Here is a 16798-nt window from a genome sequence, read left to right as displayed (position 1 = left end):
CTCCGGTCGCCCTACGGGCTCCCTACGTCTGGCCCGCCGACCCGGCGGCCCCTCCCCTGCATCTCGCCCCCTGCCCCCGCCAACAGGGGACATCTCTACTTTGCGGAATAGGGGACATTTCTACTTTGGGTTGACAAAGGCGATTTCCGAGAATTGACAAGCGCCAAATGTAGGTGCAACCTTGGTGCCTTGGCGTGAGTATCTGACGGATTTAGGATGAGGGCCCCGGCTGCTGCCGGTTTCCTCAATCGGCGAACAGTGGCGGGCCAATTTCCTGCGCTGGCTTATTGTCCGAATCAGCGAATTGTGCGGCCGGGTAGGGGTCGTCGGCATCCAGTTCGGGGCCAATCTCGACTGGAGTCGCGGAGTCCGGTATCGCGGATGCGGCCAGTTCATCGTCCGCGTCCATTGGGGGTCCGATCTCCACCGGTGGCTGCTCCGAGGTCTGAATGACGATGGTGTCCTCAAGTTGGTCGGCATTGAGGGGCGGTCCCACCTCGATCGGCGGTCGAGCGGCGGTCGGTTCCAGGGCTTTGATCGGATCAGGTAGGGCGGGGACCTCGGGCCATGGTGAATGGGTGCTCATGTCTCGGCGCTCCCGGTGAGGGCGCGGCGCGACGGCGGTCGCCCGGGGGGCGCTGGGCGGTATATGCCCAGTATCCTTATTCGTGGTGGGTGGTGGGAGTGTCAGGTAGGCGAACGCGCCGATCGTTGCGCCGACTGCTGCCAAAGCCGCGGCTATTACCTTGATATTCATAATTGGTCAATCGCGCTGTCAGGCTGTTGCGCGGCCAGGTTCGCTGGCCGCGCCGGCCCGTCAATAGACATCGATACGCGTGGCGAGGCAGTAGCCGTTGTACTTGGTGGTGTCTGTAAAGTATACCGTCACATTCTTGGCGCCGGCCAGAGCCAATTGTGCCTGATCGAGCATGCGATAGGCGCTTAACTGATCGCCAGCCGCATTTGAACAGCCGAAACTCACGAAATTCTTGCCACAGGTCGGAAGACTTTTCGCCGGATCGACCGACAGCATGGCCATACATCCGCCATAGGTACCATTGCCAGTCACCATGGTCTTGGTGACTGTGGCCACAACACTGCTGGTCGCGGCCTGCAATCCGGGCGCGGCGAGCACGAGTCCGAGGGCCGCCGTGATTGCTAAGGTTAGGGATTTCTTACACATTTCAGTTTCTCCTAGGCTTCGGTTGAAAAAATCGTGGGTTGGCTATTTCTGTAAGGCTCGCCAACCGCCACGACTCGGAAGGCAGTCATAGCAGTAGTAGACGCTCCAGTAGCCCTGCGAGTAGCCGTTCGCCGCCAAGGCCAATTTGGCCTGCGGTGCAATGACTAGCATAATCACGCTGGCGATTATTGCAAGCAGGGTTGCCAAACGGCCGCCACTGGGTCTGGTACTCATGAGTTAAACTCCTGCGATGGGTGGCGACGGTTGCTCAAGCGCCGCGGTCAGGCCGATCAGGGTGGCGACCATGATCGCCACCCAGTAGCGGACGAAGGTGAGTTCCACGAACGAGGCCAAGCTGAATGCGGCGAAGGCCCCGAGGAGCCCTGCCGCGAACAGCCGCTCCGGGTGATCGGCGCGGCGCGCCGTTTGGTAGGCACGCTTGACCCCCCAGCCGAGCACGGCGGCGACGGGCAGCGCCCCCACCATCCCCTGACGCGACAGGATATCGTTGGGAACCACCAGGAGCGGGATCGCCAGGGTCCCGATCGACCCAGCCGGATCGCCCGGCTGAAGCGATGCATCCAAGAGCACGGACGCCGCGATGCAGAGCGCACCGATACTCAGTCCGGCGAGTACCAGCCGGATCCCTCGCGGGCCAGAGACAAAACGCGACAGCAGCAGATAGATCAGCAGGGCGGGAATGAAGGGCGAACTCAGCAGCAGGCTGAGTCGCGCGTGGCCGGACAGCAGAATCGATAGTACCAGGCTGGCGGCGAAGGCGATAACCCATAGGTCAGGCCAGGGCCAAGGCGATTGCCGCGACTCCGGCGACAGGACCAGGGCCGCAGTGGCCCCGCATGTCAGTGCGATCAAACTAAAATCGACACCCACCCACAACCAGTCGGTGGCCAGAAAGACGGCAACCGCGGCCGGCGCAATCAGAACACGCTTTGCCTCCGCTTCCAACGCAAAACTCCTTCGCGCTTCACGACGATTCGTTCGCCAGCGCACCAAGTAACCCAGGTCGCGGGCTACTGAGACAAGGCGCTGGCCGTGAATGCCAAAATTAACCCCGCAATCACGTCGCTGTCGTTCACTTCCCGGGGTGACCAGACGGCCTGAAAGGTCACGGATGGGCCGCGCCTGGGTCCTGTGCCGGGTTCATGGGCGAAGCATTGGCTGAATTATTACAGCCCTGATTAGGTCATGTCAAGCTGGCTATCCAGCGATCCTTGACTCCTGGCCCGAGTCTTGCGCTTGTCTGTTACACTCAGCGCGGCTAGACTCAGGTTTGTTCTCGGTTTGGTGTGGCTTTATCCTAGTATCATTATGAATTTAATAGCTTTTGCCCTCGTTTTGACCGGTGTGTTGTTGAATGCCATTGCCCAGCTCGCACTCAAGGCGAGCGTTAAGGGGGCGGGTGCCATTGCACTGACTCTGTCCGATGCGGGCGTGGCGGCCCTGCGGCTGGCGGGTGAGCCCTGGCTCTGGTTGGGCTTGGGCTGCTATGTCGTCAGCGTCGGGGTGTGGATCCTGGCGCTGTCCCGGGTCGAGGTCAGCATCGCCTATCCGATGCTGTCCATCGGCTATGTCGTCAATGCCGTGGCGGCCTGGGCCTGGCTGGGTGAGTCAATGAGTCTAACCAAGGTCGGCGGGATCGGGATTATCGTGCTTGGCGTGTTCGTACTGGCGCGGTCCTGACGCAATGGATACGCTGCCGTTTACCCGTCCGACCATCGGTGAGGCCGAGCAACGGGCGGTGGCCGAGGTCCTGGCCTCCGGCTGGATTACGACCGGACCCAAGGTCGCGGCCTTCGAGCAGGCGCTGGCCGATTACATCGGCGGCGGCGTGCGGGTGCTGGCCTTCAACTCCGGTACCAGTGCGCTGGAGGCGGCGCTCTTGGCGCACGATATCGGCCCGGGGGATGAGGTTATCGTCCCGGCCATGAGCTTTGCGGCGACTGCGAATGTTGTCCTGCGGGTCGGTGCCCGCCCGCGCTTCGTGGATGTCGATCTGCACTCGCGCAATCTCGCGGCCGAGTCCGTGGCCCGCGTGATCAATGCGCATACCAGGGCCATCATGCCGGTCCACTTTGCGGGGCTGCCGGTGGACCTGGAGCCGCTCTACGCCCTGGCCCGGGAGCGCTCCCTGCTGGTGATCGAGGATGCGGCCCAGGCCCTGGGGACCCGTTACCAGGACCGACCGGTGGGGGCGACGGGCAACCCGGTGTGCTTTAGCTTCCACCCGAACAAGAACATCACCACCATCGAGGGCGGCGCGCTGGCGATCGCCGATCCCGGGATGGCGCGCCGCCTGGCGCGCATCCGCTTCCATGGAATCGAGAAAGACGCCGAGGGCAACATTGAGGTCCCGGAGTGGGGCGGCAAGATGAACCTGTCGGATGTGAGCGCCGCCATCGGCCTGGTGCAGTTGCCGCGTCTGGATGACTTCATCGCGCGGCGGCGCGCGCTGGCCCTGCACTACGCGCAGTGCCTGCCGCGCCATGGCGCGTTGCTGGTGCCGCAGGACCTGCCGGGGCACAGTTGGCACATGTACTGCGTTTGTGTAGACTTCCCGGCGCTTGGCACGACGCGTCCGTCCTTCATGAGCGCACTCGCCGCGCGGGGCATCCTCGCCGGCATCCATTACCCGGCGATCCACACCTTCGGCCTCTATCGTCGGCTCGGCTACGGTCCGGGCGATTTCCCGAACGCCGAGCGGATCGGCGCCCAGACCCTGACGCTCCCCCTGTTTCCTACGATGGAGCTGGCGGACGTGGAGCGGGTCTGCGAGGCCATGTCTCACTTACTACCGGAATAAACCATGGTCAAGGTGGCGGCTACAGCGGCGGTGGACCTGTCAGTCGTCGTCCCCGTCTATAACGAGGAGGCGGTGTTGGGTCCGCTCTTTACGCGACTCTACCCGGTCCTTGATGCACTGGGTGTGTGCTATGAGGTCGTGTTGGTGGACGACGGCAGTCATGACCGGTCGTCGCAGTTGCTGCGCCAACAACACGCGTTGCGCCCCGATGTCACCCGGGTGCTGCTGCTGCGCCGTAACGTGGGCCAACACCGCGCCATCCTGGCCGGATTCGCCGAGTCACTCGGTCGACGGGTCCTGACCCTGGATGCGGACCTGCAGAATCCGCCCGAGGAGATCCCCAAGCTGCTCGCGGCCATGGACCTGGGCCACGACTATGTGGGCAGTATCCGGCAGGAGCGTCAGGATCCCACCTGGCGCAAGCTGGCCTCCGGGGCGATGAACCGGCTGCGCGAGCGCATTACCGGGGTGCATATGACCGACCAGGGGTGCATGCTGCGCGCCTATGACCGTGAGATCGTGGCCGCGGTCCTGGATTCGCAGGAGGTCGGCACCTTCGTACCGGCCCTGGCCTATCTGTATTCCGCCAATCCCACTGAGATCGTTGTCGCGCACGATGAACGGGCGGCGGGTCTGTCGAAATATCCGCTGTATCGCCTGATCAATCTGAATTTCGACCTGATTACCGGATTCTCGCTGGCCCCGCTACAACTGTTCTCACTCGCCGGCTTTGCCATCGCGGCGGCCTCCTTCGTGTTCGTGTTCTATCTTGCGCTGCGGCGGCTGGTGGTCGGCCCGGAGGCCGAGGGCGTATTCACCTTATTCGGTATCCTGTTCTTTCTGTGTGGGGCCATCTTGTTCGGTATCGGCCTGCTGGGTGAGTATGTCGGGCGCATCTATGCCCAATCCAACGGCCGTCCACTGTATCTGATCCGCACTCAGTTGCGACCCCGCTTTGATGCGACGGGAGTGGACGAGTGAGCCAGCGCTCGGTGGTCTTCGCCTACCATGAGGTGGGCGTGCGCAGCCTGGCGGTCTTGCTCGAGTTGGGTCTTGAGATCCCACTGGTGGTGACCCACGAGGATGATCCAGCCGAGCGGCGTTGGTTTGCGAGTGTGCGCGAACTGTGCGCCTGGGCCGGCATCCCCTGCATCGTGCCGACCAAGCCCAATGCGCCGGCGGTGGTCGACGCGGTGCGCGCTGCGGCCCCGGACTGGCTGTTCTCCTTCTATTACCGACGCCTGCTCGGTGCCGAGTTGCTGGCGTTGCCCACGCGCGGCGCCTTTAACCTCCATGGCTCACTGCTGCCCCAGTATCGCGGGCGGGCGCCAGTCAATTGGGCGGTGCTGCACGGCGAGCGGCAGACGGGTGCCAGCCTGCACCGGATGGTCGAGGCGCCGGATGCCGGTGCACTGGTGGACCAGCAGGCGGTCCCGATCCTCAGCAATGACACGGCCGACCGGGTCTTCGGTCGGGTCGTCTGCGCGGCCGAGACCCTGTTGCTGCGCACCGTGCCGCGGATGTTGGCCGGCACCCATCAGGAGACGGCCCTGGACCTGGCCGCGGGGAGCTATTACGGTGGCCGGCGGCCCGCGGACGGGTGCGTCGATTGGACGCGCTCGGCCTGGGAGGTCCATAACCTGATCCGCGCCGTGGCCCCGCCCTATCCGGGGGCCTTCACCGCGGTGGGCGGGCGGCGGCTCGACCTGCTGGGCAGCCATTTCCAGGGCGAGCCCGCGCGCGGCGCGGGCGCGCGTCTGTACTGGGAGGGGCCGGCCTGCTATGTCGATTGCCGGGATGGTCGACGCACCCGCATCACCCGGCTCACACTGGCCGACGAGGACCTGACGGCGGAGCGTTTCCGCGCGGCCTTCGGGAGTGATATCCTTGAGTTACCCAGTTGAATACCCGCGCCGTCGACCCCGCCAGCGCTTGATCCACAGTTAGCATCTTATGAAAATACTCATTCTCGGCGTCGACGGTTTTATCGGTCATCATCTGTCCCGGCGGATCCTCGATGAGACCGATTGGGAAGTGTTCGGTATGGACATGAACAGCGGCCGGGTCGCCGCGCTGATGGACCATTCGCGCTTTCATTTCTGCGAGGGCGACATCACCATCAATCGGGAATGGATCGAATACCATGTGAAAAAATGCGACGTGGTGCTGCCGCTGGTCGCGATTGCCACTCCGGCCACCTATGTCACGGACCCGCTGGCCGTTTTCGAGCTGGACTTCGAGGCCAATCTGCCGATCGTGCGCGCCTGCGTACGCTATCGCAAACGGGTGCTGTTCCCCTCGACCTCCGAGGTCTATGGGATGTGTCCGGATGCACAGTTTCATCCCACCGAGTCCAGGCTGGTGCTGGGGCCGATCACCAAGCCCCGGTGGATCTATTCCTGCGCCAAACAGCTGATGGACCGCGTCATCGCGGCCTATGGTCAGCAGCAGGGTCTGGACTACACCCTGTTTCGGCCGTTCAACTGGATCGGTTCTGGACTCGACAGTCTGCACACGCCCAAGGAGGGCAGTTCGCGGGTCGTGACCCAGTTCCTCGGTCACATCGCCCGCGGCGAGCCGATCCGGCTGGTGAACGGCGGCGAGCAGCGCCGCAGTTTCACGGATATCTCAGACGGCATTGGTGCGCTGATGCACCTCATCGCCAACCCGGGTGGGCGGGCGTCCGGCCAAATCTACAACATCGGTAACCCCAACAACGACTTATCTGTGCGCGAATTGGCTGTTCTGATGCTGGAGATCGCGCGCGAGATCCCCGAATATCGGGCCGGCGCCGCGGCCGTTACGCTCATCGATGTGCCCTCGACCGCCTACTATGGCGCGGGCTATGAGGACATCCAGACCCGCGTCCCCTGGATCGAGAACACCCAAACGGACTTTGGCTGGGCGCCGCAGGTCGGCATTCGCGACGCCCTGCGTAATATCTTCGACGCCTACCGTGACGAGGTGGCGGTGGCCGGCGCATTGATCGACGACTGAGGTTGCCATGACCGACACCGCCCTGCCGTCCCGCCTCGCCCTCTGGGCGGGTACCCTGTTGTTGGCCCTGGCCTATCTGATCCCCGGATTGACCGGTCACGACCCCTGGAAACAGGACGAGGCCTATTCGTTCGGTATCATCTACAACATGGCCACCACCGGCGATCTGGTGGTGCCGACGCTGGCGGCCGACCCCTTTATGGAGAAGCCCCCGGCCTATTACATCACCGCGGCTGGCCTGGTGCGGCTGCTCCATGGCTACCTGCCGGCCCACGATGCCGCGCGTTTGGCCAGCGGGCTTTATTTGGCGTTGGCCTTCTTGTTCACCGGGCTGATGGCGCGCGCCACCTGGGGCGAGGGCCGGGGGCTCATTGGGGTCATCGCGCTGATTGCGACGGTCGGGCTGATCGTCAGCGGTCATTTCATGATCACCGACACGGCCCTGACGGCCGGTATGGCCATGGCCTGCTACGGTCTGCTGCGTACACGGATCGATCATTGGGGTGGTTTCTGGCTCGGGACCGGCGCTGGCCTGGCCTTCATGTCCAAGGGCCTGCTGGTGCCCGGCATCCTCGGCATCAGTGTCGTGCTGTTGGCCCTGTTTCGCGACTGGCGTTCCTGGACCTATGTGAAGGCCCTGTTGGTGGCGGCACTGGCCGCATTGCCCTGGCTGCTGATCTGGCCGACGGCACTGTATCTGCGCTCCCCGGAGCTATTCCATCTCTGGTTCTGGGACAATAACTTCGGCCGCTATCTGGGTTTCTCTGAGCTTGGACCGCCGACCGTTCACCTGTTCTGGCTGCAAACCGTCCCCTGGGTGACCTTCCCGGTCTTGCCGTTGGCACTCTGGAGCCTGTGGTCCAAGCGGCAGACGGCCTTTGGCAACCCCGGGGTGCGGATGGCCTTGGTGGTGTCGGTGGTCGGCTGGGGTGTGCTGTTCGGGTCCAGTACGGCGCGTGAGCTGTATACACTGCCGCTGCTGCCGCTGCTGGCCGTGCTCGCGGCCGGTGCGCTGGAGCGCTTGCCGCGCCCCGTGGTCACGTTCAGCTATTGGTTCAGCGCCGGACTTTTCGGTCTGCTGTCGCTGATTATCTGGGCGTTTTGGGTCTATAACATCGTTGCGGGACGCCCGCCCCAATGGTCGTGGCTGGGCGAGTTCCTGACCCTCGACTATGCCGGCACCTGGGACCGGTTGGTGTTCGCCATCGCGGCCACCTTCCAGATCGCTTGGGCCTGGTGCCTGTGGCGCTGGCGCCCCCCGCGCACCGGTGCCTTGCTGGCCTGGCCGGTGGGTCTGACCCTGATCTGGGGTCTGCTGGCGGTGCTGCATCTGCCGTGGATCGAGCAGGCGCGCAGCTATCGGGGTGTATTCACCGAGTTGCGGGCCCAGTTGCCAGACCACTTCAATTGCGTGGCCGATCTGAACCTCATGCCGCTGCGCGAATGCGAGCGCGGCATGTTGTTCTATGTGGCCGACATGACCACCGAGCATGTGGACTCCCCGGCCCAGACCAGTTGCGACTATATCGTCACCGAGACCAACCTGCGCCGCCGCGGCGCCGAGATCGAGATCGGCGCCGGCTGGGAGCGCATCTGGCGGGGTTCGCTGCCGCCGGTGCGTCTCGACCTGTTCACCCTGTTCCGGCGCGTGCCGGCACCGGCTGCGGGCGAGACCCCGCCCGCGCCATGACGGTCGCGCTCAAGGTCGACGTCGACACCTTGCGCGGTACCCTGGAAGGGGTGCCACGCTTGCTGCGACTGTTCGATGAGTTTCAGGTCCGCGCAACCTTTCTGTTCAGCCTCGGACCCGACCATACCGGGCGGGCGCTCTGGCGTGTCTTCCGTCCGGGGTTCCTGGCCAAGGTGCGGCGTACCTCGGTCGCGCACCATTACGGGCTCAAGACCCTGCTCTACGGCACCCTGTTGCCCGGTCCCGATATCGCCCGGCAGGGCGAGGCGGTGATGCGCGCCTGCGCTGCGGCCGGGCACGAGGTCGGCGTTCACGTGTATGATCACGTCAAATGGCAGGATCAGGTGGCTCACCGCGATGCGCACTGGACCGAGCGGGAACTGCGCCTCGCCTGCGATGCCTTTGAGCGGGTTTTTGGCGAGGTGCCGAAGGTCCACGGCGCCGCGGGCTGGCAGATCAATCCCAATGTCCCGGCCCTGGAGCAGCGTCTCGGCCTCGACTATGCGAGCGACACCCGGGGCACCTGCCCTTACTATCCGATCTTTAACGGTGTGCGTTCGCGCTGCCCCCAGCTGCCGACGACCCTGCCGACCCTCGACGAGCTGATCGGTTGCGACGAGATCACCGAGGAGACGGTGCTGGAACACGTCTTTGCCGCGAGCCGCCGCCCCCTGCCGCAGGGTCATGTCTATACCCTGCACGCGGAGCTCGAAGGGCAGCGACTGCTGCCGGTGATGCACGCGTTGCTCCAGCGATGGCGCGACAGTGGCATGCGCATCGGCCCCCTGCGTTCGCTCTACGAGACCCTGGACCTGGAGCGCCTGCCGACCCACCAGGTCGAGTGGGGGCAGGTGCCGGGGCGCAGCGGCGATTTGGCCGTCCAGGGGGCGGCGGTTGCCTGACTTCCCGCTCGTGCCACCGCTCCAGTTCGGCACCGGCAGTGAGGATGTCCGTGAGCCGATCCAGTGAGACCAAGATCGCCAGCGGTTCGGCGGCTTGCTCCTTGATGCTGGCGGCTCCGACCCGGCGGCGCCCCCGGCGGATCGCGACGGCACCTGAGCGCCGTTCGGGGTCCCCGCCGCGGTGCCGCCGCGACCATTGCAGGCCGACGCGTACCGATCCGGTCCGTGGCGGTCGGCCTTGGATTCCGGTCCAACGCTGCCTGGGGTCGCCGACGGCTGGTCCGCCAGGGCGCGCAGGGTCGTTGGGACTGCGCGAAAAGAACGCTATACAATGGCGTCCTGGCCTCCCCCCACCCGGTGTCCGCTCAGGAGTCGTATCACGAACACCCTCGCATCTGCGCCCCGCGCGACCGCGCCCATCGGCGGCCCCCTGACGGCGCCGGGGCGCAACCACCTGCTCGATTTTTTTCGCGGCTGGGCGCTCCTGGTCATCTTTGTCAATCACATCCCGGCCAATGAGTGGTCGCTCTACACCCCGTCGCGCTTCGGCCTGAGCGATGCGTCTGAGATCTTCGTGTTTCTCTCCGGCTTCGCCGCGGCCATCGCGTATGGCCGCAGCTTCCGCGTGGCGGGTCTGGCGGTGGGCACGGCGCAGGTCCTGCTGCGTTGCGGCCAGATCTATGCCGCCCATCTCGGGCTGTTTTTCGCCCTGGCGGCCATCTGTGTCATGGGCAACGCCCTGTGGATGGAGCCGGACTATATCTCCCGCCTTAATCTAGGCTATTTTTTCACGCATACCCCGGCGGCCGTGCTGGGTCTCGTGACCCTCACCTATGTCCCCAACTATTTCGACATCCTGCCGATGTACCTGGTGGTCCTGCTGTGGCTCCCGGTCTTTTGGGCGTTGTCACGCGTCCATAGCGGTCTGGCCCTGGGCGCCTCGCTCGCCGTCTATCTGGCCATGTGGTTCTTGGACATCGGGCTGCCCGCGGACCCGCTGAGTCAGCGCCCCTGGTACTTCAATCCGTTCGCGTGGCAGTTACTTTTCTTCCTCGGCTTTGCGTTCGGTGGCGGGTGGCTCAAGGTCCCGCCGGCCAAGGGCTGGCTGATCGCACTGGCGCTGCTCGTTGTGCTCCTTTCCATCCCCATCGGGCATGGGCCGACCTACCAGCACTGGGCGTTCTGGGGCGACTGGCGTGCGACCCTGGAACCGCTGCTGGACAAGACCCGGTTGGGGCCGTTGCGTGTGCTGCACTTTCTGTGTCTGGCTTATCTGGCAGTCAGCCTGTTACGCACCCGCGGGCACTGGCTGAAACGCCCGCTCCCCGGGCTGATCGCCACGGCGGGGCGGCAATCGCTGTCGATCTTTATGCTCGGGATGGCCCTCTCCTATATCGCGGGGATGCTTCTGGATCGGTTGGGGCATGGGGCGAGTGTGCTCATGCTGGTCAATCTGGGCGGGCTGGCCCTGCTGTTCCTGGTCGCGCGCGCCCTGGCCTGGCTCGGTCAGAAGCCCTGGAAGTACACGCCGGAGACGACTGCCGGCGTCGGCTCGGTGGCGACTCGCTGGCCTGGGCCTTGGGTGTGGGCCGGGCGCTTGACCCTCACGGCCGGACTCTTGGCGCTGGCGATCTCGCCCCTGGTGCTGGTACGGGAGGTCAATGGGATCAGTGCTGCGGTCGCGGCCAGGTTGGACAGCAGGCACGGCGTCGAGGGGCCGGCGGTCGAATTCCCGGACTATGGGATGAGCCCGGTCAAGTACGCGACTGGCTCGACCCGCGAGCAACTGCTCGCGGGGAAAGGCCGCTCCGGTCTCGGACAGGGCGTCAGCGACACGGCGCCGGCCGATCAGGCCTTGCTGCGGGTGAGCCTGGCGGCTGGGCCAGACCTGCCCAGCGCCAAGTCGCGCCACCGCGCAGCGAAGCCTGGGGCCGCGCGGTCGGGTTCTTCACGCGGTAAGCCCAAAAGGAGCAGTTAAGCCGCCAATGTACGCGACCGCGCGGCCAGCCGCGGGCGCTGACTCAGAGCGGGGCGAAAAAGGCCCAGAGTTGCGCCATGAGTCGCTGTTCCTCCGCCCGGCGCCCGGGATAGTCGAAGTGTCCGGCGGTGAGCAGGCACAGGCGCTTGTCCCCGGGGATGGCGTTGTAGACGGCGAACTGCCCCGGTGGGGCGACTGCCGGGTCGAAACCGGCGGCGGCCACCAACATCGGCTGGCGGATGTGCCGGGCGGCCAGCGCGGAGTCGAAATAGGCCAGGGTGTCGAGAAGCGGACCCTGGGCCCGGGTCTGGGCGAGGCGCTGGAGCGCGGCGGCGCTGCCGACCGTGGGGAGTGCCAGCCGCAATGGCTGGTGACCGAAGCCCGGGACATTGAGATGACCGCGCCCGATGCGCGCGTCCCAGGCCAGTGCCAGGGCACCGAGCCCCCCGCCCAGACTGGTGCCCAGATAACCGAGATGCCCGGTCAGTTCCGGGAAGAGCCCGAGCAGGGCCGACGCCCCGGTCCACAGGTCCTCCACGCAGCCGCCCACAAGGTAGCTGTCGCGGTGCTCGATGCCATAGACCACATGGCCGTCTGGGTCCTCCGGGATCGGCGGGCAGCGGCTGCGGCAGAGACCGCGGACACAGGGGATGAGATAGGCGGCGTCATCCCGGGGCAGGTCCAGTGGCGGGCGGTCGAGCCCGCCGTAGCCGTGCCCCAGAATGAAGCCCCGCCGGGGCGGCCCGCCCAGCGGTGTCAGGAGCCAGCCGCGAATGGCGAACCCCGCGGTCGAGCTGTATTCCAGTTCGTGGACGCGCATGCGCGGGTCGCTGACGTCCGCGGGCCGCAGCCGCGGGTTGGCGTCCACCGCCAAGGCGCGCTGGTAACGCGCCTGCCAGAAGGTCGCGAAGTCGGCCGGTTCAGGCGGCGGCTGTAGCTCGAGCAAGTCCTCGAGCCGGTAGCCGTAGCTGGGGTCGAAGGGGAATCCGTGGGTTAGGTGCATCGCTGGGGCTCGCCCTGAAGGGTCACCTACTGGGAACGCGCCGCCCTGGGTCCGGTAAAGAACAGGATCAGCGTCGCCGCCGATAGCAGCGCGAGCCGGACCCCATCGGCGATGACCGAATACTGGTGCAGTTGCTGGAAGGTTGCGAGCCCGGGCGGGGGCGGGGTGCGGGAGACGAAGTCCAGTTGCCGCCCCAGTTCCTCCATCTGCGGTTCGAGCACCAGATGCACATAGACCACCAGGCCCAGGCTCAACCCCAGCAGTGCGATCACCGGCCAGGACGCCCGCGCGCGCAGCGCGAGCACCAGGACCAGTGCAGCAAGTACGATCTGGGTGCGGTTCCAGTAGTGGAAGAGCACCCGGTTCAGCTCTGCCGAGTGGACCCACAGCAGGCTGGCCTTCTTGGCGTCGGCATCCTTGAGGTCAAAGCCCGCGTGCTGTGCGAGCGCCGGGTTGCGCGCGAACAGGTCGGCGAACCCGGCGAAGTTGTAGGTGGCGACGGCCGTCATCAGTACGGAGCCGCCGAGCCAGACCCCGAGTACAAATGCAAGCACAGGGTGGTTTTTCATCGTTGGTGGCCTCTTGGGGTGAGTCGTTGCCGGACCGCTAGGGTAGCAGGCGGCGGGGGGCTTGATCAGGGTCCCGGCGGCGTTGGTCGTCCATCCGGCCACCCGTCCCAGGGATACGCCGTAATTTCCCATTCCCTGCGGGGCGTTACCGCCCCTGTGCGCACAGCCCTTCAAGCCGCTCCAACTCATCCGCATCGAACCCCGCCCGCTGCCGGTCCTCGCGATTGAGCGGGCAGCGGATCTCACCCCTGAGCCAGGTCGAGATCAGCTCGAAATAGGTCGGGCCGGGCGCGAGCCCGCGCTGCTCGCACAGATAGCGGAACCAGCGGCTGCCGGCCGCCACATGACCCACCTCCTCGCGCAGGATGACGCCCAGACACTCGGCGGTCTCAATGTCGCCCACCGCGCGCAGGCGCTCGATCATCCCTGGGGTCACGTCCAACCCGCGCGCCTCCAGCACCCGCGGGACCAGGGCCATGCGCACCAGCGGGTCGTGGGCGGTGCGACTGGCCATGGTCCATAGCCCGTCGTGGGCCGGGAAGTCGCCATAGTCGTGGCTGAGATCCATGAGCCGGGCGCGCATCAGTGCAAAGTGCTCGGCCTCCTCCGCCGCCACCTGGACCCAGTCGTCATAAAAGGCCCACGGCAGGTCGCGGAAGCGCTGCACCGCGTCCCAGGCGAGGTTGATGGCGTTGAACTCGATATGTGCCACCGCGTGGATCAGCGCGGCCCGGCCCTCCGGGCTTAAGAGCTTGCGCGCCTTGAGCTGCCGCGGCTCGACCAGCTCCGGGCGCGCGGGCCGGCCCGGGGTGTCGCAGACCGGCCCGGCGCCGGCCGGGTCGAGGCGCAGTTCACCGGCGGCCCAGGCGGCGGCGGTCCGGGCGGTGAGGGTTTGCTTGCGCTCGGGGTCCGGCTCGGCCAGACAGGCAGCGGCGGCGTCAAACAGGTTGGTTGCGGTGTCGATTTGCACTCAATACCCTATAAGTTAAGTCAGCCTGGTTCCCCCGTCCCGGCGTGGGAGGGGGAACCGGGTTGGCGCGCACGGCCTCAGGGCCGCCCGATCAGCACATAGAGCGTGCCCCCGCCGCTGCCCGTCAGGCCCAACCCCAGGTAGGCCGGGCCGATCCAGGTGTCCGAGCCGAAGAAGACACTGCCGCTCACGCGGGTCGCCTCTTTGCTCAGGGTGATCCGCTGACCGGTGCTCGGGTCGGTGGCGGCCCCGACCGAGAGCCAGCCGGCCTCCAGTGAGGCGCCCAGGTAGAGCCCACGCCCGAGGGGTGGGGACAGGGAGGCGATCTGGCGGTAATAGACCAGGGCGCCAAAGGCCATGTTGTTGGCGCGGAACTGATCGGTGGCGTAGCCGGAGAGATTGAGGAACCCGCCTAAGGGGAACTGGTCATAGTAGGGCATGTGGGTGCCGAAGGTGGTCCCACCCTTGAGCTTGAGTGCGAGTGTGTTGGCGCCCAGGCTGTAGGCGGTGTCGAAATGGGCCATACCGCGGGTGTAGTTGAGGTTCGCCCCCAGCTCGGTGAGCGGGTTCAGTACGTCCAGCGAGATCCGGGTCCCGAAGCGCGGTGCACCGGCGCTGTCGAGTGTGTCGTAGAGCAGCCGTCCGCGGACCCCGGTGTCGTTGATCTTCACATTCGGGAGCGCTGCCGCCCCGGTGTCGAGTGTGACTCCGGTCTGGCCGTAATACAGGCCGGCCCGTACCTCCGTTCCGCGCAGCGTGGTGCCCAGATCGGCGCCGATCCGCCCGCGTGTCACGTTGTAGCGCGCGATCCGCTGCTTGCCCTGGTACAGGCTTTCCAGCGTCTGGCCGAGATCCACGAAGGGGGCGACGAAACCCGAGCGCTCCAGGTCGAGCGGCTGGTAGAACTCGCTGTAGAGCCGCGGGGCGTTGCCGAGCATGAGATCGGTGCTCCATTCGGCGCCCAGCCGATTGACCCAGGTCTGATCGTAGGTGACCCGCAGACCGAAGGTGCTGTTACCCTTGTAATCGCTCGATAGTCCAAGCCCGAAGCCGAGGTAGCCCGGACCCCAGGACTTCTCGAGCGCGTTGACGACGAGCAGGTCGCTGCCGTCCTGCCCGGACTGGAAGCGGTAGCTGATGCGCTCGAAATCGTTGCGACCGTAGACCTTCTGAATATCCTCGTCCAGCCGGGCGCGGTCCAGGGGCCGGCCCTGCTGGTTCGCTATCAGGCGATCGAAGACCTCCGGATTGACCCGCACCAGGCCCTCGATCCGGACCTTGCCGACGCGCTCGGCCGGATGCCCAGGGCCGAAGCGCGCCTGCTGCCAGGCGGCGTACTCGGCCTCGCTGACGCTGTAGCGGGCGAGTTGGGCCTTCATCTTGTTGGCGGCGGTCACGCCGGTCGCGATGGCCTCCTTGGCGCGGTTGAAGTCGCTGGAGGTAATGTCGCCTAGGTCGGGTTCGATCAGCACGTCGCGCCCCCGGTCGATCTGCTTGAGCGAGACCTCGACGTTCTGCTGGGTCAGGATCGCGATCATCTGGCCGGTGACGCCGACGATGCTGCCGAGCTCCTCGCGGGGCAGATAGCCCGACCCCAGGTTGACCGCGATGATCACGTCCACCCCCATGGCGCGGGCGACGTCGATGGGCAGATTACGGACCAGGCCGCCGTCCACATAGAGGTGCCCATCCCACTGCATGGGCGCGAACAGGGTCGGCACCGACATACTGGCGCGCATGGCGACCGGTAGCGGCCCATGGTCGAAGACGTGCATCTCCCCGTTTTCCAGATTGGTGGCGACCGCCCGAAAGGGGATCGGCAAGGCGTCAAAGTTCTGTACAGTCTCCGACCCCTTAACTAAGTCATTGAAAAAAAGCTGGACCTGTTGGCCCGCCATGGCCCCCGGGGGTAGCTTCAACTTACCGTTGTGTACGCCGACTGAGAAATCCCACAGCGGGTTGGCAGTCGCCTCCTTGCGTCGGGCCGGCCAGTCCTTGCGCGGCGGGGCGTCGTTGAAGAGGGTGTCCCAGTTCACCTGGGTGACCCGCCGCTCCAGCTCCTGCGGCGACAAGCCGGCGGCGTAGCTGCCGCCCACCAGTGAGCCCATACTGGTGCCCACCACCACGTCGACCGGGATATGCATCTCCTCCAAGACCTTGAGCACCCCGATATGGGCCGAGCCCCGCGCCCCGCCCCCGCTCAACACCAGGCCGATGCGCGGGCGGTGCCCCCAACTGCCGTCGCCGGCCGCCGCGCGCGCGGGCGCGGCGAGGTACAGGGCAGCGAGCGCGATGGCAAGCAGGGCAAGCAGGTTCCGTCTCATGGGCGTCTCGTCTGAATGGGCTGATGGTAGCCGGCGGCGTGGCGGCCGTGCGGGGCGCTCAAGGTAACAGATACCCGTGACCGGGAAAAAACTGAAAGCGGGTGCCGAGGGCCATCACGTTCGCCTGCCGCCGCGTGGCTCAGGGGCCGGCCGGCCGGGATTCCAGGCGGGCGGCCCGATCGCTTAGACTTGGCCGGGACGCCTGAATCCAACCCGAATTGTAACTACTCAGGTCCCGCGGACCGGCCTCGCCGATTTTGCTTGAACACGCGGCGCGGAAGCGGATAATCGCGACCATGGAACCCCTGTCCGACCTGACGCGCCTGAGCGCTGCCGACAAAGACGCCCTGATCGGGGAGTT

General features: G+C 65.9%; 15 protein-coding genes. 8 read left to right on the top strand and 7 right to left on the bottom strand.

The genetic code is table 11. From position 1 onward, the window contains the following. Window positions 1-244 precede the first annotated feature (244 nt). The 3 genes from QZX93_RS20890 to QZX93_RS20880 form a co-directional block, all read right to left on the bottom strand. The gene (locus QZX93_RS20890; RefSeq protein WP_295383955.1) at window positions 245-586 is read right to left on the bottom strand and encodes a hypothetical protein; all 342 of its coding nucleotides are present in this window, start codon (window positions 584-586) and stop codon (window positions 245-247) included. Window positions 587-817: 231 nt separating this feature from the next. Continuing rightward, a complete protein-coding gene (locus tag QZX93_RS20885; RefSeq protein WP_295383954.1) occupies window positions 818-1183 on the bottom strand; it encodes a hypothetical protein in 366 nt (121 codons plus the stop codon). Window positions 1184-1420: 237 nt separating this feature from the next. Next, window positions 1421-2149, bottom strand: a complete 729-nt coding sequence (locus QZX93_RS20880) for a hypothetical protein (RefSeq protein WP_295383953.1) — start codon at window positions 2147-2149, stop codon at window positions 1421-1423. Between the two features lie 405 nt (window positions 2150-2554). Between QZX93_RS20880 and QZX93_RS20875 the strand changes: the two genes are divergently transcribed. The 8 genes from QZX93_RS20875 (at window position 2555) to QZX93_RS20840 (ending at window position 11571) form a co-directional block, all read left to right on the top strand. Continuing rightward, the gene (locus QZX93_RS20875; protein ID WP_295383952.1) at window positions 2555-2884 is read left to right on the top strand and encodes an EamA family transporter; all 330 of its coding nucleotides are present in this window, start codon (window positions 2555-2557) and stop codon (window positions 2882-2884) included. A gap of 4 nt (window positions 2885-2888) precedes the next feature. Further along, window positions 2889-4004: a DegT/DnrJ/EryC1/StrS aminotransferase family protein gene (locus QZX93_RS20870; protein ID WP_295383951.1), complete on the top strand. Its 1116-nt coding sequence runs from the start codon at window positions 2889-2891 to the stop codon at window positions 4002-4004. A gap of 3 nt (window positions 4005-4007) precedes the next feature. Beyond that, complete coding sequence (locus tag QZX93_RS20865; protein WP_295383950.1) at window positions 4008-4985, top strand: glycosyltransferase; 978 nt, start codon at window positions 4008-4010, stop codon at window positions 4983-4985. Further along, a complete protein-coding gene (locus QZX93_RS20860) occupies window positions 4982-5908 on the top strand; it encodes a formyltransferase (protein WP_295383949.1) in 927 nt (308 codons plus the stop codon). The genes QZX93_RS20865 and QZX93_RS20860 overlap by 4 nt, the downstream gene beginning before the upstream one ends. Window positions 5909-5957: 49 nt before the next feature. Then, a complete protein-coding gene (locus QZX93_RS20855; protein WP_295383948.1) occupies window positions 5958-7001 on the top strand; it encodes a bifunctional UDP-4-keto-pentose/UDP-xylose synthase in 1044 nt (347 codons plus the stop codon). 7 nt (window positions 7002-7008) lie between these two features. Next, window positions 7009-8691 carry a glycosyltransferase family 39 protein gene (locus QZX93_RS20850; protein ID WP_295383947.1) on the top strand — a complete coding sequence of 561 codons (1683 nt, stop codon included), beginning with the start codon at window positions 7009-7011 and terminating at the stop codon, window positions 8689-8691. Beyond that, window positions 8688-9593, top strand: a complete 906-nt coding sequence (locus tag QZX93_RS20845) for a polysaccharide deacetylase family protein (protein ID WP_295383946.1) — start codon at window positions 8688-8690, stop codon at window positions 9591-9593. Before QZX93_RS20850 ends, QZX93_RS20845 begins: the two co-directional genes overlap by 4 nt. A gap of 331 nt (window positions 9594-9924) precedes the next feature. Then, a complete protein-coding gene (locus tag QZX93_RS20840; RefSeq protein ID WP_295383945.1) occupies window positions 9925-11571 on the top strand; it encodes an OpgC family protein in 1647 nt (548 codons plus the stop codon). A 43-nt stretch (window positions 11572-11614) separates the two neighbouring features. Here the strand turns inward: QZX93_RS20840 and QZX93_RS20835 are convergent, their stop codons facing one another. From QZX93_RS20835 to QZX93_RS20820, 4 genes are all read right to left on the bottom strand, one after another. After that, a complete protein-coding gene (locus tag QZX93_RS20835; RefSeq protein WP_295383944.1) occupies window positions 11615-12574 on the bottom strand; it encodes an acetylxylan esterase in 960 nt (319 codons plus the stop codon). 26 nt (window positions 12575-12600) lie between these two features. Beyond that, window positions 12601-13143: a hypothetical protein gene (locus QZX93_RS20830; RefSeq protein ID WP_295383943.1), complete on the bottom strand. Its 543-nt coding sequence runs from the start codon at window positions 13141-13143 to the stop codon at window positions 12601-12603. A gap of 145 nt (window positions 13144-13288) precedes the next feature. Then, on the bottom strand, window positions 13289-14113 hold the full coding sequence (locus QZX93_RS20825) for a ferritin-like domain-containing protein (protein WP_295383942.1): 825 nt from the start codon (window positions 14111-14113) through the stop codon (window positions 13289-13291). Between the two features lie 77 nt (window positions 14114-14190). Further along, entirely contained in the window at window positions 14191-16437 is a 2247-nt protein-coding gene (locus QZX93_RS20820; protein WP_295383941.1) for a patatin-like phospholipase family protein, read from the bottom strand. Window positions 16438-16798 lie beyond the last annotated feature (361 nt).

Source organism: uncultured Thiodictyon sp., from assembly GCF_903946935.1.
Taxonomy (GTDB): domain Bacteria; phylum Pseudomonadota; class Gammaproteobacteria; order Chromatiales; family Chromatiaceae; genus Thiodictyon.
Note: the sequence above shows the minus strand (reverse complement) of the source record. Positions and strands in the feature narration are given on the sequence as shown.